Here is an 18,964-nt window from a genome sequence, read left to right as displayed (position 1 = left end):
CGCGTGCTTGAAGGCGGATCTTAGGAAGCCTTCACGGGCTTGGGGTGACCCCACCGCGACCGGAAGAACCCTCCGCCGTCCAGTTCTGCCGGTCCTTCCGCATGGTCGCGAGCCGCCCCTGCCGGTCAAATTGAGGCCAAGGAAGCGAACCAGGCAGGGGGAGGTCGGTGTGGCAGGCCAACGTGGCACTCAGGTGACTTCGCTGGCGGACAGGGCACCGTCGGCCGACAGCAACGCTTTCCTGGCGAAGGTGCACGCCGAGCACCGGGAGCACCTGTTGCGTTTCACCCGGCGGTTGCTGCCCGCCGATCCGCATCGGGCCGAGGACGTCGTGCAGGAATGCCTGTTCCGTGCGTGGCGCAACAGCGAGATTCTCACCGAAAAGGGTATTCCGCCGCGGCCGTGGTTGTTCCGGGTCGCCCGCAACCTGATCGTCGACTGGGCCCGCCGCGACACCGCCCGACCGGTGTTGTTCGGGGACGACGACTTCGATCTGTTGCCGGGGGACACCGACTTCGCCGACGAGGTCGTGGAGCGGTGTGTCATCGAAGAGGGGTTGGCCCAGCTGACGCCGATTCAGCGGGAGGCGCTCGATCAGGTTTACCGGCTCGACCTCACCCGGCAGCGGGCCGCGGTGTCCATCGGTGTGCCGGTGGGGACGGTCAAGTCCCGGGTGCATCACGCGACGATCGCGATGACCGACGTCCTGGCCTGTCAGGGGGTCACCGCCGCGGGATGGTGATCAGGCGACGCCGAGTTCGGCGGCCAGTTCGCCGCCCAGTTTCCTCGCGAGCGGTGTCTCGTAGCGGGCACATTCGGCGAGGGCGTGCACCCGGTAGGCCTTGGCCTCGGCCGGTTTGCCCGCGGCTTCGGTCAGTTTCGCCAGCTGGACCATGATTTCGATTTTGGTTTCGGACCAGCGTGCTTCGGCCAGCGCGGACAGCAGGTGTTCCTCGGCCTCGGCAAGCCGGTTCGCCTTGACCAGGATCCGGCCGTGCAGGTGCCGCGCGTTGGCCACCGCGAACGTCGCGCCGTGTTTGCGGAACAGCGATTCGGCTTCGTCCAGCAGGTCCAGTGCGGCCGCGACGTCGCCGTTCGCCGCGAGGCTGTCGGCGAGGCGGGTCAGCACCATCGACAGCAGTTCGTCGTTGCCGGGCCCGCTTCCCCAGCCTCGGTAGTAGGCCTCGCTCTGCCGTTGCGCGGCCACGGCTTCGTCGAACTGGCCGAGAGTGTGCAGCATGCTGCCCAGCAGGGACTGCGCGAGATAACGGCCGTTCGGATACTTCGCTTGCTCGAACAGGTCCACGGCCTTGCGGCACAGCACCGCGCCCTCACGCGGGGAGCCGAGCCGCCGGGTGATGGCCGATCCGTAGTACCAGGCCCAGGCCTGCCCGACCACGTCACCCGCTTCGGTCGCGGCCGCCACCGCGCGTTGGTGTGCTTCGAGCGCGGCGTGCGGATGCCCGCAGAGCGCGTAGTGCGCCCACGACACGTAGTTCAGCTGTTCACCCGCGGACCGGACGTCACCCAGCGCCTCGGCCGCCGCCGCGCCCGCGCCGAACACCTCGCGCCAGAGCGGGCCGGTGCCGCGGAGATCCGAGTACCAGTGCATGGCCGCGGCCAGTTCGAGAACCTGTTCGTGCGCCCCGAGTGCGGCGGCCTCACGCAGTGCCTCACGCCACTGGTGCTGCTCCCTCGCCAGCCACAGTGCCGCGGATTCCCGGTCGTGCGCGGGATCGGGCCCGTCGACCGTGATCGTCACTTCCGTCCGGTCGTGGTCGAAGAACTGTGCTGCCTTCGTCGCGACCGTGAGCAGCCAGTTCCGGACCCGTTCGCCCGCCGCGCGCACGTCCTCGGGCCGCTCGACGGTTTCGAGCCGCTCCTTGGCGAAGACCCGCAGCAGATCGGGCGTCGTGTATCGCCCCGGTGTGCCGCTGAACCCGAGAAGACTGGCCTCGGCCAGCCGCTCCAGCGCGGCTTCGACGTCGTCCACCGGCCTGCCGGCGGCGACCGCGGCGAGTTCGACGGAGACGTCCGGACCGTGCACGAGCGCCAGCCGCCGGAACACGCGGGCGGTTTCGGGTGCCAGGTGGTGGTACGAGAGTTCGAAGGCGGTGCGGATCTGCAGGTCGCCGGCGGTGAGCACGGACAGCCGCCGCCGTTCGTTCTCCAGCTGGTCGGCGAGATGCGCGATCGACCACTGAGGACGGCTGGCCAGCCGGTTGCCCGCGATGAGCAACGCGAGCGGCACACCGCCGCAGAGTTTCGCCACCCGCCCCGCCGCGTCCGGTTCCGCCTTCAGCCGCCGCTCTCCGGCGACGACGCCGAGCAGGTCCACCGCCTCGCCGCCGGGCAGGACACCGAGCGCGAGCCGGTGCCGCGCGTTCAACCCCGCCAAGGTGTTCCGGCTGGTCACCAGCACCATGGAGCCGGGGCTGGTGGCGAGCAGCGGGCGCACCTGGGCTTCGTTGGCGGCGTTGTCGAGGATCAGCAGTACTTCGCGGTCGTGCAGCAGGGAACGGTAAAGCGCGAGCCGGTCTTCGGGATCGTTGGGGAACTGGCGTTCGTCGAGACCGAACCCGCGCAGCAGGCGGTGCACGGCCCGGTCCGGGGTGAGCGGCCCGGGGTCCAGCCCGCGCAGGTCGAGGAACAGGCAGCCGTGGGCGAACCGGTGGGCGTGCCGATGTCCGGCGTCCACGGCCAGCGCGGTCTTGCCCGCACCGGGCTGTCCGTGCAGCACCGCGGTCTGCAACCGGGAAGACGACGCGGCCGCCTGCACGACGTCGTCGAGGAGTTGTCGCTCGGCGTGCCGTCCGGTCAGGTCGGTGAGGTGGGGCGGGAGCGCGGCGACGCTGACCGGCCGGGGTGTCTCGGCGGGGGCCTGTTCGACGGACGTGCCTGCCGGTTGCCGCCGGGACCTGGCGAGACCGGCGAAGTCGTCCGCCTCCTTGCCTGCCAGGCCCAGCCCTTCGACCAGCAGTTCCGCGGTGCGCCGCTGCGGGGTGCGGACCCGGCCGCGCTCCATGTCGCTGATGCTGCGGACACTGATCCCGGTCCGCTCGGCCAGTTCCTCCTGGGTCATCGGAACGCGAAGCCGGTAGAACCGGAGGAAATCGCCGAACGCGGTCGTCGCCACGCGGCAATCCTGCCACGACGAAACCGGCCCCGGCCGGGCGCAGGGGACGCGCGGCCGGGACCTGGTCCGATCAGGTGAGATCGGCGGGCGACAGCAGGCGAAGGTCCGCGACGGTCGGCGCTCCCGCGGTGCTGAGCCGTCCGGCCTGGCGGGTCATCATGTTCTCCAGCACCTGGCGGGCGTAGCGGGCGTTACCGAACGTTTCGTCCCGTTCGACGGACGCGAAATGGCGGCGCAGCGCGATGACCGTCTCCGGGGCGCACTCGTAACCATTCGACAAGGCCATCCGGTGCACGATGGTGACCAGGTCGTCGGTGGTGTAGTTCTCGAACTCGATATGCCGGGAGAACCGGGAGGCGAGACCCGCGTTGGAGGCGAGGAACGACCGCATCGCCGCGGAGTAGCCGGCGACGATCACCACGGTGTCGTCGCGGTGGTCTTCCATCAGCTTCACCAGGGTGTCGACAGCTTCCTGGCCGAAGTCGCCACCCGTCGCCCCCTCGGGAGTGAGCGCGTACGCCTCGTCGATGAACAGCACGCCGCCACGGGCGGATTCGAACGCTTCCCTGGTCAGGTGGGCGGTGTGCCCGACGTAGCGGCCGACCAGGTCGGCACGCGCGACTTCGACCAGATGACCCTTGCGCAGCACGCCCAACGCGGCGAGCAGTTCGCCGTAGAGCCTCGCCACCGTGGTCTTACCGGTACCGGGCGCGCCGGCGAAGACCAGATGGTTGCTGATCGCGGGGACCGGCAGCCCGGCCTGCCGCCGTTGGTTGGCGGTGGCGATCAGGTTCACCAGGTCGTTGATCGCGTCCTTCACCCCGGCGAGGCCGATCATCGAGTCGAGTTTCGTCCGCAACGCCGTCCGCGCGTCCTCGTCGCCATCGCGCGCGCTCGCGGCCGCGTCACCGGGAACGTCGGCGGGGAGCAGGAGCGAAAGGCTCTGGTCGTCGGCGTCCGGTTCGTTCGCGAGCCGGAACGCCTGCCGGTCCACCATCTCCTCGAACACCTTGCGTGCGGTGCGCCCGTTGCCGAAGTCGTCGCCGCGTTCCATTTGTCCGAAGTGGACGGTGAGGGTGTTCCGGGTGTCCTCCGGCACCTGGTACTGGTGCGCGGCGCACATCCGCTCGACGATCGTCACCAGCTCGTCGGTGGCGTAGTTCTCGAACTCGATGGTCCGGGTGAACCGCGACGCGAGCCCGGGATTGGACTGCAGGAACGAGGACATCTCCCGCGAGTAGCCCGCGGCGACCACCACAAGCTCGTCACGATGGTCTTCCATCAGCTTGACCAAGGTGTCGATCGCTTCGCGGCCGAAGTCCGGCCCGCTGCCCTTGCTCTGCGCGCTCAACGTGTAGGCCTCGTCGATGAACAGGACGCCGCCGAGTGCCTTCTTGAAGGTCTCGGTGGTCTTGATCGCGGTGCCGCCGACGATCTGGGCGACCAGATCGGCCCTGGCCACCTCGACCAGATGACCTTCGCGCAGCACGCCCAGCTCGGCGAGGATGCTGCCGTAGAGCCGGGCGACGGTCGTCTTGCCGGTACCGGGCGGGCCGGCGAAGATCAAATGTCTGCTGGTCGGCGGTGCGATCATCCCCGCCTGTTCGCGCCTGCGGGCCATCTTGTTCAGATTCACCAGGGTCTTCACCTGGTGTTTGACGCCGCTGAGGCCGACCAGCTCCTCCAGTTTGGCCAGCGGCCCGCCGCCGTCTCCGGCCTCCTGGGGTACTTCGCCCGGTTCGGCGGACTCCGCGGCCTCGGCGGTGGTCGCCGTGGTGCCGTCGATGTCCGGGGCGCCGTTGGCCCTGCTGGTCAGGTTCTCCACCGACAGCCGGGCGTTGGGCACGGTGGTACGGAGACCGCCTCCGGTGTTGTCGGCCGCGGTGCAGTCCACCAGACTCACCGCCTCGGCCGATTCGATCCGCACGCCGTCACGGCGATTGCCGCTCAGGTCGTCGGCGGTCAGTTTCGCCCGCGCGCCGGCCTCCACGAGGACGCCGTGGCCGCGGGAACGCCGGACCGTGGACCGGGAGAGCATCAGCTCTCCGCCGTCTTGCACGAGCACGCCGTCTTCCCCGGCTTCGCCGATTTCGCAGTCGCGCAAGGAACCGACGCCGCCGGGTCCGATCAGGACACCGGATTGTCCCGGTTGAAACACCCGAAGCGTGCTGACGTAAGGACTTCCGCCTTCGGAGACGTTGAGCCCGGCTTTTCCGGCGTCCCGTACTTCGCAGTCTTCAACCCGGCCACGGCCGTTGCCGGTGACCTCGATTCCGTTGCCCCGGCAGCCATTGAGCGTCGCCCGGCGCAGCAGCGGGTTGGCCGCCTCCCGCACCAGGATCCCGTTGCCGGCGACGTCCCGGATCTCCAGCCGGTCGAATTCGGCCGTCGCGCCGCCGGTCACCACCAGCCCTTCCGCCGCGCCGCCGCGAATGGTCGTCCGGTTGAAAGCCGGGCCGCTCGCCTCGTCGACGTGGATACCCGTGCCGGTCGCGTCGGAGACCTCACAGTCCTCGAAGGTGCCACGGGACCGTCCGGTGACGCGGACGCCGGCACCACCCGTTTTGGCCGTACGGCAACGGCGCAGCACCGGGTCGGCGCCGTCGGTCACGGTGATCCCGTCGCCGGTGGTGTTGGTGGTCCGGCATTCTTCGAGCACGGGGGAGGAATGCGTGCTGATGAAGACGCCGCTCGCGGTGTCACGCACGGTGGTGTCGATGACCTTCGTCGCACTGTCCTCTTCGAGCGCGATCCCGGGCCGGTCGGTCGAAGAGATGTCGCAGTGCTGGATGGTGCCCTGTGCTTGCCCGTTGGCGCAGACGCCGTTTCCCTTGGCGTGCCGCAGTGTGCAGTCCCGCACCATCGGGTTGCCGCGTTCGGCGATGACCACGGCGGAGGTCTGGACGTGCTCGATGACGCAGTCCTCGATCGTGCTGGGTGCGGGCGAGGTGACCACGATCCCCGCGCCGCCGGGGTTGGTCACCCGGCAGCCCCGCATCGCCAGCGAACCCGAGTTGCGGGCCAGTACCGCGGTCCAGGCGGCGCCGATGATCTCGCAGTCCTCCACCGCGGCCTGGCCGCGGGCGATGTCGACCGCGGGCAGGTCCTCGTGCTGCCCCCGCAGCACCAGGCCGGTGAGTTTGACGGCCTCGGCGGCGAGCTGGACCGCACTGCCCTGTCGTGCCACGATCTCCACGGTTCCGCGTGCGTCGCTGGCCGCGATGGTGACCACCTTGGTCACCGTCAGCGATTCGTCGTAGCGACCCGGCAGCACGGAGATCACCGTGCCGTTGCGCGCGTCCTGCAACGCGGCCGAAATGGTGCGATACCCCTGATCGCGGTCCACCGTGAGCACGTGCCGTGACACGAGCGCTCCCCTCGTCGTTCTGCGGGCGGAGCCTGCCCTCTGGCTCCACCCTGGACAACGTGGCCGGGGTCCGATCGGGTTCACCGGTCCGGCGAAACTGCCGGTGCTTCTTCATGGTCGCGCCCGCCGGTGAATGCTGGACTGGGACAATGAGGCGACAGCTGGCGGTCGCGTGCGCGACACTCACCCTTCTCGCGAACGGTGGTCTCGCTTCCGCGCAGGACACCGAACTCCCGCAGATCCCGCAGGCGCTGAAGCCCGGGCAGGCGTGCACCGCCCCGTCGGGTAAGAAGGTCCCCTCGGTGCCATGGCAGCTGCCGTATCTCGGTGCGGACCGCCTCTGGGCACTGGCGACCGGTGAAGGCGTGACCGTCGCGGTGGTGGACACCGGCGTCGATGGTGCCGTCCTGCCGAGCCGGCCCGTCGGAGAAGGTGGATCCGACTGCGTCGGGCACGGCACGGTCGTCGCGAGCTTGATCGCCGCTTCCCGTGCCGAAGGCGCCAAGGTTTCCGGGCTCGCGCCCGATGCGCGAGTGCTCGCGGTGCGCGGCACGGAGAAATCCGGTGCGGCGACCGCGGCGAGTATCGCGGGCGGGCTCGACGGCGCGATCACGGCCGGTGCGCGGATCATCTGCGTCGCGGCGGCCGTCACCGAAGCGGATCCCGTGCTGCGGCAGGCCGTCGACCGGGCGATCGCGGCGGGCGCCCTGATCGTGGCGGCGGCGGGCCGGGACGTGACCACGGCACGCGACGTCCCGCCGGGCCCGTACTACCCGGCGGCGTTCCCCGGCGTGCTCGCGGTGACCGCCATCGGACCGGACGGGAAGGCGTCCGCTCCCGTCGCCGGATCCCTTGCCGCACCGGGAAACCTGGTGGTGGGCATGGGACCCGGCGGTGGCGCCGCCGTCGGCGCCGGCCCCGCGTTCGCCGCCGCGCACGTGGCCGCCGCGGCGGCATTGATCCGGTCGTACCGTCCCGAGACGACGGCGGCCGACCTCGCCCGCCGGTTGCGGGACACCGCGTACCCGCAGGCAGGCGTCTCCGTACTCGACCCGCTCGCCGCCATGACGTCGGTCGCGACGGCGAACGGTGCCGCCGCGGTGCGCCGCGAGCCGGTCGTGCTGACGCCCGCGCCGGACCTCGGACCGGCTCGGCAGGGCGCCTGGGCGGTGGTGGCGGGGGTTCTGGTGGCGGTCGCGCTGCTGGGCGCGGCCGCGGTGGTGGTGCCGCGAGGGCGCCGGCGGCGGTGGCGTGGTGGGTCGTGAGTGGCCTAGAGGACTGAACGCGGCGGGTCGCTTCGCGGCGAGCAGTTGCAGGTGGGGTGGGTCGTGGGCGGTCGGTGACCGTGTGGGTTTTGGCGCGTTGGATGAGCCGGAATCCACACGGTCCGGTACGGCAGTCCCTGTCACGGGCGGTCGGGTAAGGGCCGCGCCCGGTGTCACGAAGGGACCCTTTGGGACGGTGAACGTCTCAAGGGGTCCCTTCAGGACATCCGCCCGGGCGCGTACGCGCCAGGACACCAGCCCGGGCGTGACCGCAACTAGAGGACTAAACGCGGCGGGTCACTTCGTGAAGCAGTTGCAGGTGGGGTGGGTCGTGGGCGGTCGGTGACCGTGTGGGTTTTGGCGCGTTGGATGAGCCGGAATGCACACGGTCCGGTACGGCAGTCCCTGTCACGGGCGGTCGGGTAGGGGCCTGCCGGTGTCCCAAAGGGACCCTTTGGGACGGTGAACGTCTCAAGGGGTCCCTTCAGGACATCCGCCCGGTTGCGTACGCGCCAGGACACCCGCCCGGGCGCGTACGCAACTAGAGGACTAAACGCGGCGGGTCACTTCGCGACGAGCTCCGCTTCGTGGGCCGAGAGAGCCGTCTGCACCACGGTTGTTCCGCGCCGCGTGGCGTATTGCGCGCGTCCGGGGATGAGGACGCGCGGCCGCACCTCGCCGAATACGATGCCTTCCGACAGCGGGCAGGACAGCAGCATCATCGGGGTGTTGACCTCGACGAGCCGCCGCAGCAGCGGATCGTTCGCGCCGCGCCCGATTCCGTTGGCACCGCGGGCGACGACCAGGTGCAGGCCCAGCGCGTTGCCTTGGGCCAGCGGGTCGAACAGCTGCTGGAAGAGGGCGTTCGACGACGACGCCACCATGTCGTAGTCGTCGATCACCACGAACACCTGCGGGCCGGTCCACCAGTCGCGTAGCCGCAGACGCGCCGGCGTGATGTCGGGGCCGGGGATCCGGGTCTGTACCGCCCGCGCGACACCGTCGATCATGTCGTGCACCGAGTCCCCGGACACCGCGTAGCCCAGCTGGTATTCCTGCGGGACGGCGTCGTACAGGCCACGGCGGTAGTCGACCGTGATGATCCGGGCCTCCTGCGGGGTGTACCGCTTCGTGATGCCGTCGATGACCAGCCGCAGCAGGTTCGTCTTCCCGGATTCGACGTCGCCGACGACCATCAGGTGCGGGTTGTCCTCGAAGTCGTGCCACAACGGTTCGAGGCGCTGGTCGTCGAGGCCCAGTGCCAGCCGCATGTCCGCGTCCGGCGGCGGCAGCTCGGCCCGGTCCAGTACCGGCGGCAGCATCCGGACCGGGGGAGCGGGCGGGCCGTGCCACGCCGAGGTGATCCGCTCCACCAGTGCTTCGACATGCTCGACGACGTCACGGTCCACCCCGTCGATGGACGGCAGCGCGGTGAGGAAGTGCAGCTCCTTGTCGGTGAGGCCGCGGCCGGGGAGTTTCGGCACGGTCGCCGCCGCACGCATGTTGATCACCGAATCGACCGGATCGCCGAGCCGGAGTTCGAGTTGCGTGCCGACGAGGTCGCGGACGGCGCTGATGATCTCGCTCCACCGGCTCGACGCCAGCATCAGGTGGATGCCGTAGTTGAGGCCGCGGGAGGCCAGTTCGATGAACGTCGGCAGCAGGTCCATGAAATCCTGCCGGATCGTGGACCAGCCGTCCACCACGAGGAAGACGTCGCCGTGCCGTTGGTCGGCGAAGTCCCCCGCCGCCCGTTTGCGCCGGTAGGTGGCCATCGAATCGATGTCGTTGTCGGTGAAGAACCGCTCACGCCGGGTCAGCAGTGCGGTCACCTCGCCGATGGTGCGATGGATGCGTTCGACGTCCAGCCGTCCGGTCACACCCCCGACATGCGGGAGTTTCCGGAGGCTGGTCAGGGTTCCGCCGCCGAAGTCGAGGCAGTAGAACTGGACCTCGGCAGGGGTGTGGGTCAGCGCCAGCGCGGTGATGAGGGTGCGCAGGGCTGTGCTCTTGCCGCTCTGCGGCCCGCCGACGACCGCGACATGCCCTTCGCTGCCTGCCAGGTCGACGAGCAGCGGATCCCTGGTTTGGTCGAACGGCCGGTCGATCAGGCCGACCGGGACGGTCAGCCCGCCGCGTCCGTGCCATTCCGGCGCGGTGAGCCCGTATTCGGGGGTTTCGACCAGTGGCGGCAGCAGTTCGTCGAGGGAGCTGGGCTCGTCCAGTGGCGGCAGCCAGACCTGGTGGGCGGGTGGACCGGCGTCGCGGAGCCGGTCGACGGCCAGTTCCAGCAGGCTCGGCACCGAACCTTCGGGTTCGGGTTCGGCCGGTTCGGGTTCGGGCACCGGTTCGGCGCGGGCCGCGAACTTCGACGTGAACGGCACGATTTGTTGCGCCACCACGGCTTGCTCGACGTTGCGGCGCACCACCCGGTGCGGACCGGAGACGTAGGCCGCCTTGAACCGGTCCAGTGCCGCGGTGCCGCTTTTGAGGAAGCCGTTCCCCGGATCCGACGGCAGCTGGTAGGCGTCCGGCACGCCGAGCACACCACGGCTTTCCATCGCCGAGAAGGTGCGCAGGCCGATCCGGTACGACAGATGTGATTCCAGCTGGTGGATCCGGCTTTCGTCGAGCCGTTGCGAAGCGAGCAGCAGGTGGACGCCCAGCGACCGGCCGAGCCTGCCGATCATGATGAACAGGTCCATGAAGTCGCGGTGTGCCGAAAGCAGCTCGCTGAATTCGTCCACCACCAGGAAAAGGGTGGGCAGCGGAGCGAGCGGGGTCCCGTTCGCCCGCGCCCGTTCGTAGTCCAGCGCGGAACTGTAGTTACCCGCCTTGCGCAGGAGTTCCTGGCGCCGCATCAGTTCCCCGTTGAGTGCTTCCCGCATCCGGCCGACGAGCGCGGCCTCGTCGGCGAGGTTCGTGATCACCGCCGAGGTGTGCGGCAGCCCGTCAAGGCCGAGGAAAGTCGCACCACCCTTGAAGTCCACCAGTACGAAGTTCAGGACTTCCGACGAATGCGTGAGTGCGAGCGCCAGCACCAGGGTGCGCAGCAGCTCCGACTTCCCGGAACCGGTCGCGCCGATCAGCATCCCGTGCGGGCCCATCCCCGACTGGGCGGATTCCTTGATGTCCAGATCGACGGACTGGCCGCCGGGGCCGACCCCGAGCGGTACCCGGAGCCTGCCGCCGGGCCGTTTCGCCGCCCAGCCTGCCGCGACGTCGTAGGTCTGGATGTCGGTGATGCCCAGCATGGCCGTCAGGTCGAAGTTGGCGGCCATCGGTTCGGCCGACTTCCGCCGCGCGCCGACCCGGTAGGGTGCCAGCCGCATCGCCAGCGCGGCCGCGGTGTTGAGGCCGATCCCGTCCGGACGGCCGAGGTCGCCCGCGACCTCCTTGTTGTGCTGATCGACGGTGATCAGCTTCAGCATCCGGTCTTCGATTCGGAGCCGCAAGGTCAGTTGATCGTCCTGTGTGGACAATGCGGAGGACAGGTCGACGACCGTGGTGTTGCGGTAGCCGTCACCGGCGAGCCGGGACGTGGGGGGCACGGTGACCCCGTCCACGAACAGCATCACGCAGGGTTCGTGGCTGTCGGGCAGTGCGTCCGGGTCGAAACCGGGCCTGGTGGCGAATTCGTCACCCATCGCGTTCTCCAGCTCGGCGATGGACTCCACCACCAGCCGGGCTTCCCCGGCGCCGTCGGTTTCACTGGGATGGAGGTTGTGCGGCAGCCATTTCGCCCATTCCCAGCCGGCCCGTCGTTCCGGCGCGGCGAGGATGACGATGCGCAGCTCCTCGGGAGAATGGAAGACCGCGAGATGCGCCATCATCGACCGGGCGAGCGCCCGGATCCGGTCGCCTTCGTCACCGGCGGCCTGTACCAGGATCCGGGCGAACGACGGCAGGAATACCGCGACCGGTTGATCCGTCACGGTGCCGTAGGCGTGGATGAACCGGCGGAGCGCGTGCGCCGAAAGCGGCTCCAGGTCGTCGACGGGCTTGGTGGACAACGGGTTCAGCCGCCACGCGAGCCGCTGCGGGCCCCGTGCGACGCGGATCTCCCCGAAGTCGTCGTCCTGCGCGTCCCGTTCCCACATCCGTGACGTGCCGGGCAGTGACCACAGCGACGTCGGATCGGGGTGTCGCCAAGCCAGTGCTTCCCGTTGGCGCGTCACGACTTCCCGGACTTTGCGCCGGGACTGCGCCAGGTAGCGGAGGTAGTCGCGCCTGGCGTCGTTGAGTTTCTGTTTGCGTTCGCCCGCGCTGCGGCCGAGCTGGCCGACCAGCATGGCCATCGACGACACCGTCATCAGCCCGGCGGCGAGGTAGCTGAACGCGCCGTTTTCACCGGGACGGACGAACAGCAGCACCGTCGCCGTCGACGACAGCGCCATCGGCAGATACATCATGACCGCGCCGGCACTGCGCTGGACTTCGGGCAGCGTGGGTGGTTCCTGGATACTCAGCTCGCCCTCGGGCATTTCCGGTCCTGGCCGTCGCGGCCCCTTGCGGAATGTGATTACACTCAAGACCGGATTCCTTCCCTCTCGGACGCGCTGTGGTGGCAGCTCCACAAGAGGTGACGAAATCCGACCACGCGACGGTTCACTTCCGGATCCGCGCGCTGGTCGCCGAAGCGAAGGCGTGTGCCATGGCGACCACTTCAGGACTGTGCAAACTCCGTGTCCGTGCTCCAGCGACCAGTTTCGAGCTGGCCGTCCCGGTGGACATCCCGTTGATCGACCTGATGCCGACGATCCTCGGCCACGCGGGTCAGGACCTGGCGGAAGAGGGGGTGGACCACGACGGCTGGGTACTCCAGCGGCTCGGTGATCCCCCGCTGGACCAGGACTCCACGGTCGACGTACTCGACCTGCGTGACGGCGAGACCCTGCATCTGCGGCCGCGTCGTGAACAGTTGCCGGCTGTTCACTTCGACGACATCATCGACGGACTGTCCACCGAGGCCCGTGCCCGGCCGGACTCCTGGAGCCCGCGGGCGACTCGCTGGACGATGCTCGGCTGTGTGCTGGCCGTCGTGCTGTTCGGGTTCTGGCTGCTGGTGTCCGCATCCGACGGCTGGCCGACGCTGGTGGCCGCCGGGGTCGCGGCTTTCTTCTTGCTGGTGTGCTCCGCCACCGCCGCCCGCGCGCTGGGCGACAGTCCCGCCGCGCTGGCACTGGCGCTGGCCGCGGTCCCGTTCATCGGACTGGCCGGGTCACTCATCCCGCATGGACCCGACGGCCCGGTGCTGACCGGCGCACGGCTGCTGGCCGCCTGCGTCGCCGGTGCCGGTGCGGCAGCGCTCGGGATGGCCGCGGTGGCGGATTTCGCGCCGGTGTTCATCTCGGTCGCCACGTTCGGGCTGCTGTGCGCCGCCGGGGGACTGGTGATGATGCTCGGCGCGGATTCCGCACCGGCGTCGGCGACGATCATCGCGGTGATCGCCGTGCTGCTCGGCGCTTTCGTCCCGAGGATCGCCTTCCGGTTGTCCGGGCTGCGGCTCCCCGGCCTGCCCACCAGCGCGCGGGAACTGCAGGAGGAACTCGATCCGCATCCCGGCGGCGAGGTCGTCGGCAAAGGCCGGGTCGCGGACGCCTTCGTGACCGCGTTGTTCGCCGCGATCGGCATGGCCTGTCTTGTCGCGCTCGAGTTCGTCGTCCGTGACCGGTCATGGCAGGCCGTCACGTTCGCCGCCGTGCTCAGCACGCTGCTACTGGTGCACGGCCGCGCGCTGGGCAGTGTGTGGCAGCGGCTCTCGGTGATTGTGCCCGGGGTGTACGGCGTGCTGCGGCTGCTGCTGGCCTCGCAAGAGGACACGTCGAATCCGGTGCCGATGGTGGCGGGGATGTTCGTGCTGGCCGCGGTGGTGCTGGTGGCGCGCTGGACCGTACCCGGACGGCGGCTGCTGCCGCAGTGGGGCAGGCTCGCGGATCTCGCGGAGACCTTCGCCGCGGTGTCGTTGCTGCCGCTGGCGTTGTGGCTGCTCGGCGTGTTCGCGTTCGTACGCGGGCTCGGGGGCTGAGGGATGAACTCCAAAACCGATCAAGTACAAGCGCACAAGTTCATGCTGGGCCGGTTGACCTCCGCGATGTTGCGGGTGGATCCCGACGCGGCCGAAAGCCCCTTGCAGCGGACCTACCGCGGCAGCGTCATCGGCATGCTGGTCGCCGTTCTCGCCTGCGTCGGCCTGCTGGTTTTCGGGCTCGTGTCCCCTGGCGGGAACAAGTCGTGGCGGGTGGACGGCGCGCTGGTCATCGCCGACGCCTCGGGAGCGCGGTTCCTCTACGCGGGCGGAAAACTGTTGCCGGTGCTGAACTTCGCTTCGGCCAAACTGGTCGCCGGGAACCAGCTCGTGGTGAAGCACGTCTCCGAGGACTCGCTAAAAGAGGTTCCGCGCGGCGAACCGCTGGGGATCATCGGCGCGCCGGACGCGCTCCCCGTCCTCGCCGACGATCCGTGGGAGGTGTGCACCGCCGTCGATCGTGATCAGGCCGGGCCGACCGCCCTGCGTGTCGGCGGTACGTCCGCGAACCCGCTCGATGACGACGCCGCGGTCGTCGCCGTCACCCCGGACGGAGTGACCTTCCTGCTGTGGAAGGGGAAGCGGCATCGGGTGGCGGCCGATCGGGGTGCGCTCGACGCGGTGGACGGCGTGCTCCAGCCCGCCAAGGTGCCGACGGCGTTGCTGGACGCGCTGCCCGCCGGACCCGACTTCGGGCCGCCGGGGATCGACGACCTCGGCGAGGCCGGACCGGCCCTCGGCGGGACGGAAGCCAAGATCGGCAGGCTGTATACCGTCGCGGGCGAACCCACGCAGCGTTACGTGCTCACGAAGGCCGGGTTGACCCCGTTGTCCGAATTGGACGCCCGATTGCTGGCCGCCGACCCCGAGGTCCGCCGGGCGGCGTACGGCGGCGGCGAAGTCGCGGTGGCCCAGTTGCCGGGACGAGTGGTCAGCGAGCACCTGGCCTCGGTCGAGCAGCCGCCGCCGATGAGCCCGCCAAAGGCGCTGACACTCCACAGTGGACAGGGGCTTTGCGCGCTCGTCACCCCGGACGGCGACGCGCCGCGTACCCAGGTGGCGGTGACCGACCGGTTCACCCAGGCAGGACAGGTACCGGCGAGCAGGCCGGGGGTCACGGCGCCTTGTTCCCGGGTCGACCGGATCGCGGTGCGGCCCGGCGGAGGCGCACTGGTCCGCGTTTCGGCCGCGTCGGGACGGGCCGGTGACGCCCTCTTCCTGGTGACCGACACGGGAGTGAAGTACCCGATTCCCCCGGAGGGAGCGAAGGCACTCGGCTTCGAGCCCGCCGTCTCGAACGGGTTGCCCACGCCTCTGCTGAACCTGCTGCCGACCGGGGCCGCACTGGATCCGGCGACGCTGCGTGACGGGGGATCGGTGCTGCCCGCGGCCGGGACTTGCGGTCCCTGACCGGAGGAATCGGCCGCGGGCGACTTCTGCCGGTCGTTCCGCATGGTCCGCGGGGCCGGGACTTGGTGTCCTTGCTGTGGACCGTCATGGCGGATGTGAAGTCCGCGACACCGCGAGGAAGGACGAGCGACCGATGAGCACGAATTTCCAGAAGTCCGACAGTGGGATGAAGGGTGGCCTCGCGGCCATCGAAGAGTGTGAAACGGCGTGCAAGGCCATCCACTCGGGAGTGACCGGGGTCCGGAGCGACCTGCGGGCCGGCTGGCAGGGCGCCGCCTCGCAGACCTTCCTCAACCAGCTGGAGCTGTGGGAGGCGGACTACGTCCAGGTGCTCAAGATGCTCACGGAGATCAAGGAACTGGTCAACGAAAGCGACCAGACCATGAACGTCAACGAGGAAAACGTCAACCTGAGCGCGCTGACGGCGTTCGGTGGCAACGAGGGCAACCGCATCTTCCACGCGCTGTCCTGAACAACCCCTTCGGCGATTGGGAAAGGAAACGATCATGACTACTCCCTACGACGGTTTCGCGGTCAGCGGCAACGTTCCGCATCTTGCCGAGCGGATGGTCGCGCTGAGCAAGCAGATCGACACCGCGCTGGTCGACCTGGAGCAGTCCATCAAGCCGATGACCGACTCCTGGGTCGGTCAGGGCGCCACGGCCTACACGGATCTGCAGCGCCGGTGGCATGCCACCACACAGGCCATGGAGGGCCGGTTCGCCAAGGGGCACCAGACACTGTCCCTGTCCTTCGAGAACTACCAGCGCACCGACACGAACATCGGGGCGAAGTTCCAGATCTGATCCAGGTTCGCTCGAAGGAAAGGGAGCAGGGGCGTGGCGGACAGCGGCGACATCAAGATCACGGTCAGTTTTCTGCAGGACTTCCAGTCCAACGTCCTGCAGAAGATGGTCACCGACCTGGAAGCGAACAAGGACGTCCAGGAGCTGGCACTGGCGGCGAACAACCCCACCGGGAAACGGCGGCTGCTCGCGGGCGCGGAGATCTGGGAACCGGCCAAGCTGCTGATGGAGAAGTACGAGGGGAAGGGCACCGGTACGGCGCCCTCCTTGTGGACGCAGGTCGACCTGATCCAGAAGCGGCTCGTCCAGCTGAACGCCAACATCACCGAGGTGGTGCGGATCGCGAACAGTGGCGAGGACGAGAACATCAAGCTGTCCACCGAACTCAACATGAGTCAGGTCGGCGAGATCCTCGGAGCCAATCCCGCTCCTTCACCGCCTCCTCCCGGTAACAGCACTACGGGAAACTGAGCGCGATGGCCTCCCCGATCCAAGGACAAATCGGCAAGAACAGTTCGCTGACGCCCTGGGAAGAAGTCCTCAACTACTTCGACAGTACGAGGGACGCGGCAAGTTCCAAAAAGGTTCCCAGCCGGGAAACCATCCTCGGTGTCCCGTGGCTCAAATGGGACGTGTGGTCCGCGCTGCAAGGTTGGAAGGATCCTCACGGCTGGGATTTCACCGCGTGCAGTGAGACCAACTGGATGAAGTACTGGGCGGTCGCCAGCGTCAACTATGCGGCGATCGACCCCTTGAACGCCACGTTCTACGGCAACATCAACGAAACCCTCGCTTCCCTGCGAGACGACCCCAACTACAACCCGCTGGGGCAGCCGTGGACGTTCGGGAGGGCTTACGACGCGCTGAACGGGACCAAGACCCAGCTCGCCGCGGTGGCCGCCGATCTGAAGCCCTGGCGGGACAAGACCGGGAAGAAGGGTGACGACTTCCAGGGTTCCGGTGCCGGTGCGTTCCGGGACTATCTGGACGACCTCATTTTCCGGAGCAATGATCTGGTGGCGCAGCTGGGAACGCGGTCCGGCGGACTGAACAGTGCCCGCTCCTTGGACGATCCCGCGACCACGGGCATCAACGAAGCCGAGAACGGCCTGCGGTGGGCCTTCAACAAGCTTCAGCAGGGTTTCGACAATTGGAAGAACGGTGCGAATCCGGGGTATGAGACGGCGCTTTTCGGCAAGGTGACGGCGCCGAGTTCCGAGATCTGCTGGCCGGGTGGCGCGATGAACGCGATCTGGAATTGCCCGGGGTTCAAGGAGGATCTGCAGGCCAACGCGAGTACCACGTCGAATTGGAGTGGGGCCGAGCACTTCCCGAAAAGCGCGAAAATGAACGCGGATGCCAGAAGTGCCGAGTTCTGGGAAGGGCTCATGACCGCCGCGCGGGACCTGTGGACGGATCATCTCGAAGCCACTCTCGATGTCGCGGCCAAAGCCGTCCTCGAGACGCTCCCGACGAGCTACAACGCCGCCAGGCTGCTCCTGCCGACGATCCGGGAGCCGCATCGCCTCAATCTCCACAAGGCACCGACGCCTCCTCCGGGCTCGCAGGGGCCTCCGCCGCCTGGCCCGCCACCCCCGCCTCCGCCTCCGCCTCCGCCGACGGGCCCGCCCAAACCGCCGCCCGGTTCCGGGAAAGGGCCGCCGAAGGTCCCGGATCCCACGAAGAACGACAAGAACGACAAGAACGACAAGGACAAGAAGGGTCCTCCCGGTGGGCCGCCTCCGCCGACCCCGCCGCCGGTTCCGCCGAAGAACGGGGGCAAACCGCCCCCCGCCCCGCCGAAACCGGACGATCCGCTGAAGGTGCCGTCCGGTTCGACCATCGGTCCGGACGGCGTGGTGCTCGGACCCGACAAGAAGCCCTTGCTCGACCCGCTCGGGCGGCAGATCGTCGTGCCACCCGGGTCGAGGGTGGGTCCCGACGGGAACATCATCGGGCCGACGGGCGACAAGCTCGCCGAGAAGGACCGCATGGCCCGGCCGGAGCCGGTCAAGAAGGACCCGTCGCAGCAGACGGAGCTGGACAAGTACCTGAAGTCCTTGCGTGGCGACAACGCCCCGTCGGTGCCGACCTTGCTCACCGGATCGCATGCGCCGTCGTTGTCGCTCTCGTCCGGTAGCCCGCCGAGTCTCCACAATGGACCTTCGAGTGTGAAGTCGCCGGGGTCGATCGGCGCACCAGGGCCGCTCGGTTCGACGAGCGGGCACGAGCCGCCCGTGCCGCCGGGGAAACCGGTGACGACCGAGGGCGGTCCCTCGCTGATCAAAAACCAGCAGGGGAACGGGAATCAGCAGAACGGGATGGGCGGTGTCCCCTTCTACCCGCCGACCGCGGGTGGTGGCGGCGCCGGCGCGGGCGGAGACCAGAACAAGGGCGAACGCGACCGGACCACTTGGCTGACCGAGGACGAGGAGACCTGGGGTACCGACCCGAAACTCCCGCCTTCGGTACTGGGCGGCCGCAGGCGTCGCGGCCGGCCTGCCGGCGGTCAACGCAACTATGGACAGGGAGGAAACGATGGCCGACTGGCTGGAGGAGCACCTTCACCAAACCATGGTCATGCTGAAGGATCAGCGTGACCGGATCGAGTCGGCGAAGGCCGATCTCGCTTCACGGACGTCTTCCGCGACTTCGGCGGATCGCATGGTCACGGTGACCATGGACGCGCAGAACTCCGTGGTGGGTATCAAGTTCAACACCACGAAGTACCGTTCCATGCCGCCGGAGCAGCTGGCCAGGACGTTGCTGGACGTCCTCGAACGGGCCAGGCAGGACATGACGGACACCGTGGTCGAGGTCTTCGGTCCGTTGATGGACCAGCGTGAGGACCTCCGCGCGGCCATGACGGGCAGCACCGACGTCGACAAGATGTTCTCGGACCTGTGGAAAGAGGCGCCTTCGGACGCCTTCGGCAGGGGAAGGGACTGATCC

12 protein-coding genes are annotated in these 18,964 nt (G+C 68.9%); 9 read left to right on the top strand and 3 right to left on the bottom strand.

Features of this window, described 5'->3' with window-relative positions; all coding sequences use genetic code 11:
- Window positions 1-169 precede the first annotated feature (169 nt).
- The gene (locus tag AB0M65_RS11080) at window positions 170-742 is read left to right on the top strand and encodes a sigma-70 family RNA polymerase sigma factor (RefSeq protein ID WP_364024917.1); all 573 of its coding nucleotides are present in this window, start codon (window positions 170-172) and stop codon (window positions 740-742) included.
- Here AB0M65_RS11080 and AB0M65_RS11075 read toward each other — a convergent pair whose 3' ends face one another.
- Window positions 743-3,136, bottom strand: coding sequence for a helix-turn-helix domain-containing protein (locus AB0M65_RS11075; protein WP_364024914.1), 2,394 nt, complete (start codon window positions 3,134-3,136; stop codon window positions 743-745).
- Window positions 3,137-3,206: 70 nt separating this feature from the next.
- Window positions 3,207-6,503 (bottom strand): right-handed parallel beta-helix repeat-containing protein, encoded by a 3,297-nt coding sequence (locus AB0M65_RS11070; RefSeq protein WP_364024911.1) that lies wholly within the window; start codon window positions 6,501-6,503, stop codon window positions 3,207-3,209.
- A 149-nt stretch (window positions 6,504-6,652) separates the two neighbouring features.
- On the opposite strand from AB0M65_RS11070, the gene AB0M65_RS11065 reads away from it, so the two are divergent.
- Window positions 6,653-7,768 carry a S8 family serine peptidase gene (locus tag AB0M65_RS11065; RefSeq protein ID WP_364024908.1) on the top strand — a complete coding sequence of 372 codons (1,116 nt, stop codon included), beginning with the start codon at window positions 6,653-6,655 and terminating at the stop codon, window positions 7,766-7,768.
- Window positions 7,769-8,331: 563 nt separating this feature from the next.
- Here the strand turns inward: AB0M65_RS11065 and eccCa are convergent.
- Entirely contained in the window at window positions 8,332-12,300 is a 3,969-nt protein-coding gene (eccCa, locus tag AB0M65_RS11060) for a type VII secretion protein EccCa (RefSeq protein WP_364024905.1), read from the bottom strand.
- 32 nt (window positions 12,301-12,332) lie between these two features.
- Here eccCa and eccD point away from each other — a divergent pair, with 32 nt between their 5' ends.
- From eccD to AB0M65_RS11025, 7 genes are all read left to right on the top strand, one after another.
- The gene (eccD, locus tag AB0M65_RS11055) at window positions 12,333-13,796 is read left to right on the top strand and encodes a type VII secretion integral membrane protein EccD (protein WP_364024902.1); all 1,464 of its coding nucleotides are present in this window, start codon (window positions 12,333-12,335) and stop codon (window positions 13,794-13,796) included.
- 3 nt (window positions 13,797-13,799) lie between these two features.
- Window positions 13,800-15,206, top strand: a complete 1,407-nt coding sequence (eccB, locus tag AB0M65_RS11050) for a type VII secretion protein EccB (protein WP_364024899.1) — start codon at window positions 13,800-13,802, stop codon at window positions 15,204-15,206.
- 133 nt (window positions 15,207-15,339) lie between these two features.
- Window positions 15,340-15,678, top strand: coding sequence for a WXG100 family type VII secretion target (locus tag AB0M65_RS11045; protein ID WP_364024896.1), 339 nt, complete (start codon window positions 15,340-15,342; stop codon window positions 15,676-15,678).
- A gap of 34 nt (window positions 15,679-15,712) precedes the next feature.
- Window positions 15,713-16,012 carry a WXG100 family type VII secretion target gene (locus AB0M65_RS11040; RefSeq protein WP_364024893.1) on the top strand — a complete coding sequence of 100 codons (300 nt, stop codon included), beginning with the start codon at window positions 15,713-15,715 and terminating at the stop codon, window positions 16,010-16,012.
- Window positions 16,013-16,045: 33 nt separating this feature from the next.
- Window positions 16,046-16,483, top strand: a complete 438-nt coding sequence (locus AB0M65_RS11035; protein WP_364024890.1) for a hypothetical protein — start codon at window positions 16,046-16,048, stop codon at window positions 16,481-16,483.
- Window positions 16,484-16,488: 5 nt separating this feature from the next.
- Window positions 16,489-18,612 carry a hypothetical protein gene (locus AB0M65_RS11030; protein ID WP_364024887.1) on the top strand — a complete coding sequence of 708 codons (2,124 nt, stop codon included), beginning with the start codon at window positions 16,489-16,491 and terminating at the stop codon, window positions 18,610-18,612.
- The gene (locus tag AB0M65_RS11025; RefSeq protein WP_364024884.1) at window positions 18,551-18,961 is read left to right on the top strand and encodes a YbaB/EbfC family nucleoid-associated protein; all 411 of its coding nucleotides are present in this window, start codon (window positions 18,551-18,553) and stop codon (window positions 18,959-18,961) included. Before AB0M65_RS11030 ends, AB0M65_RS11025 begins: the two co-directional genes overlap by 62 nt.
- Window positions 18,962-18,964 lie beyond the last annotated feature (3 nt).

Origin of the sequence: Amycolatopsis sp. NPDC051071 (genome assembly GCF_040682875.1) — a bacterium.
Taxonomy (GTDB): Bacteria; Actinomycetota; Actinomycetes; order Mycobacteriales; family Pseudonocardiaceae; genus Amycolatopsis.
This window is presented reverse-complemented; position numbering and strand designations above follow the sequence as displayed.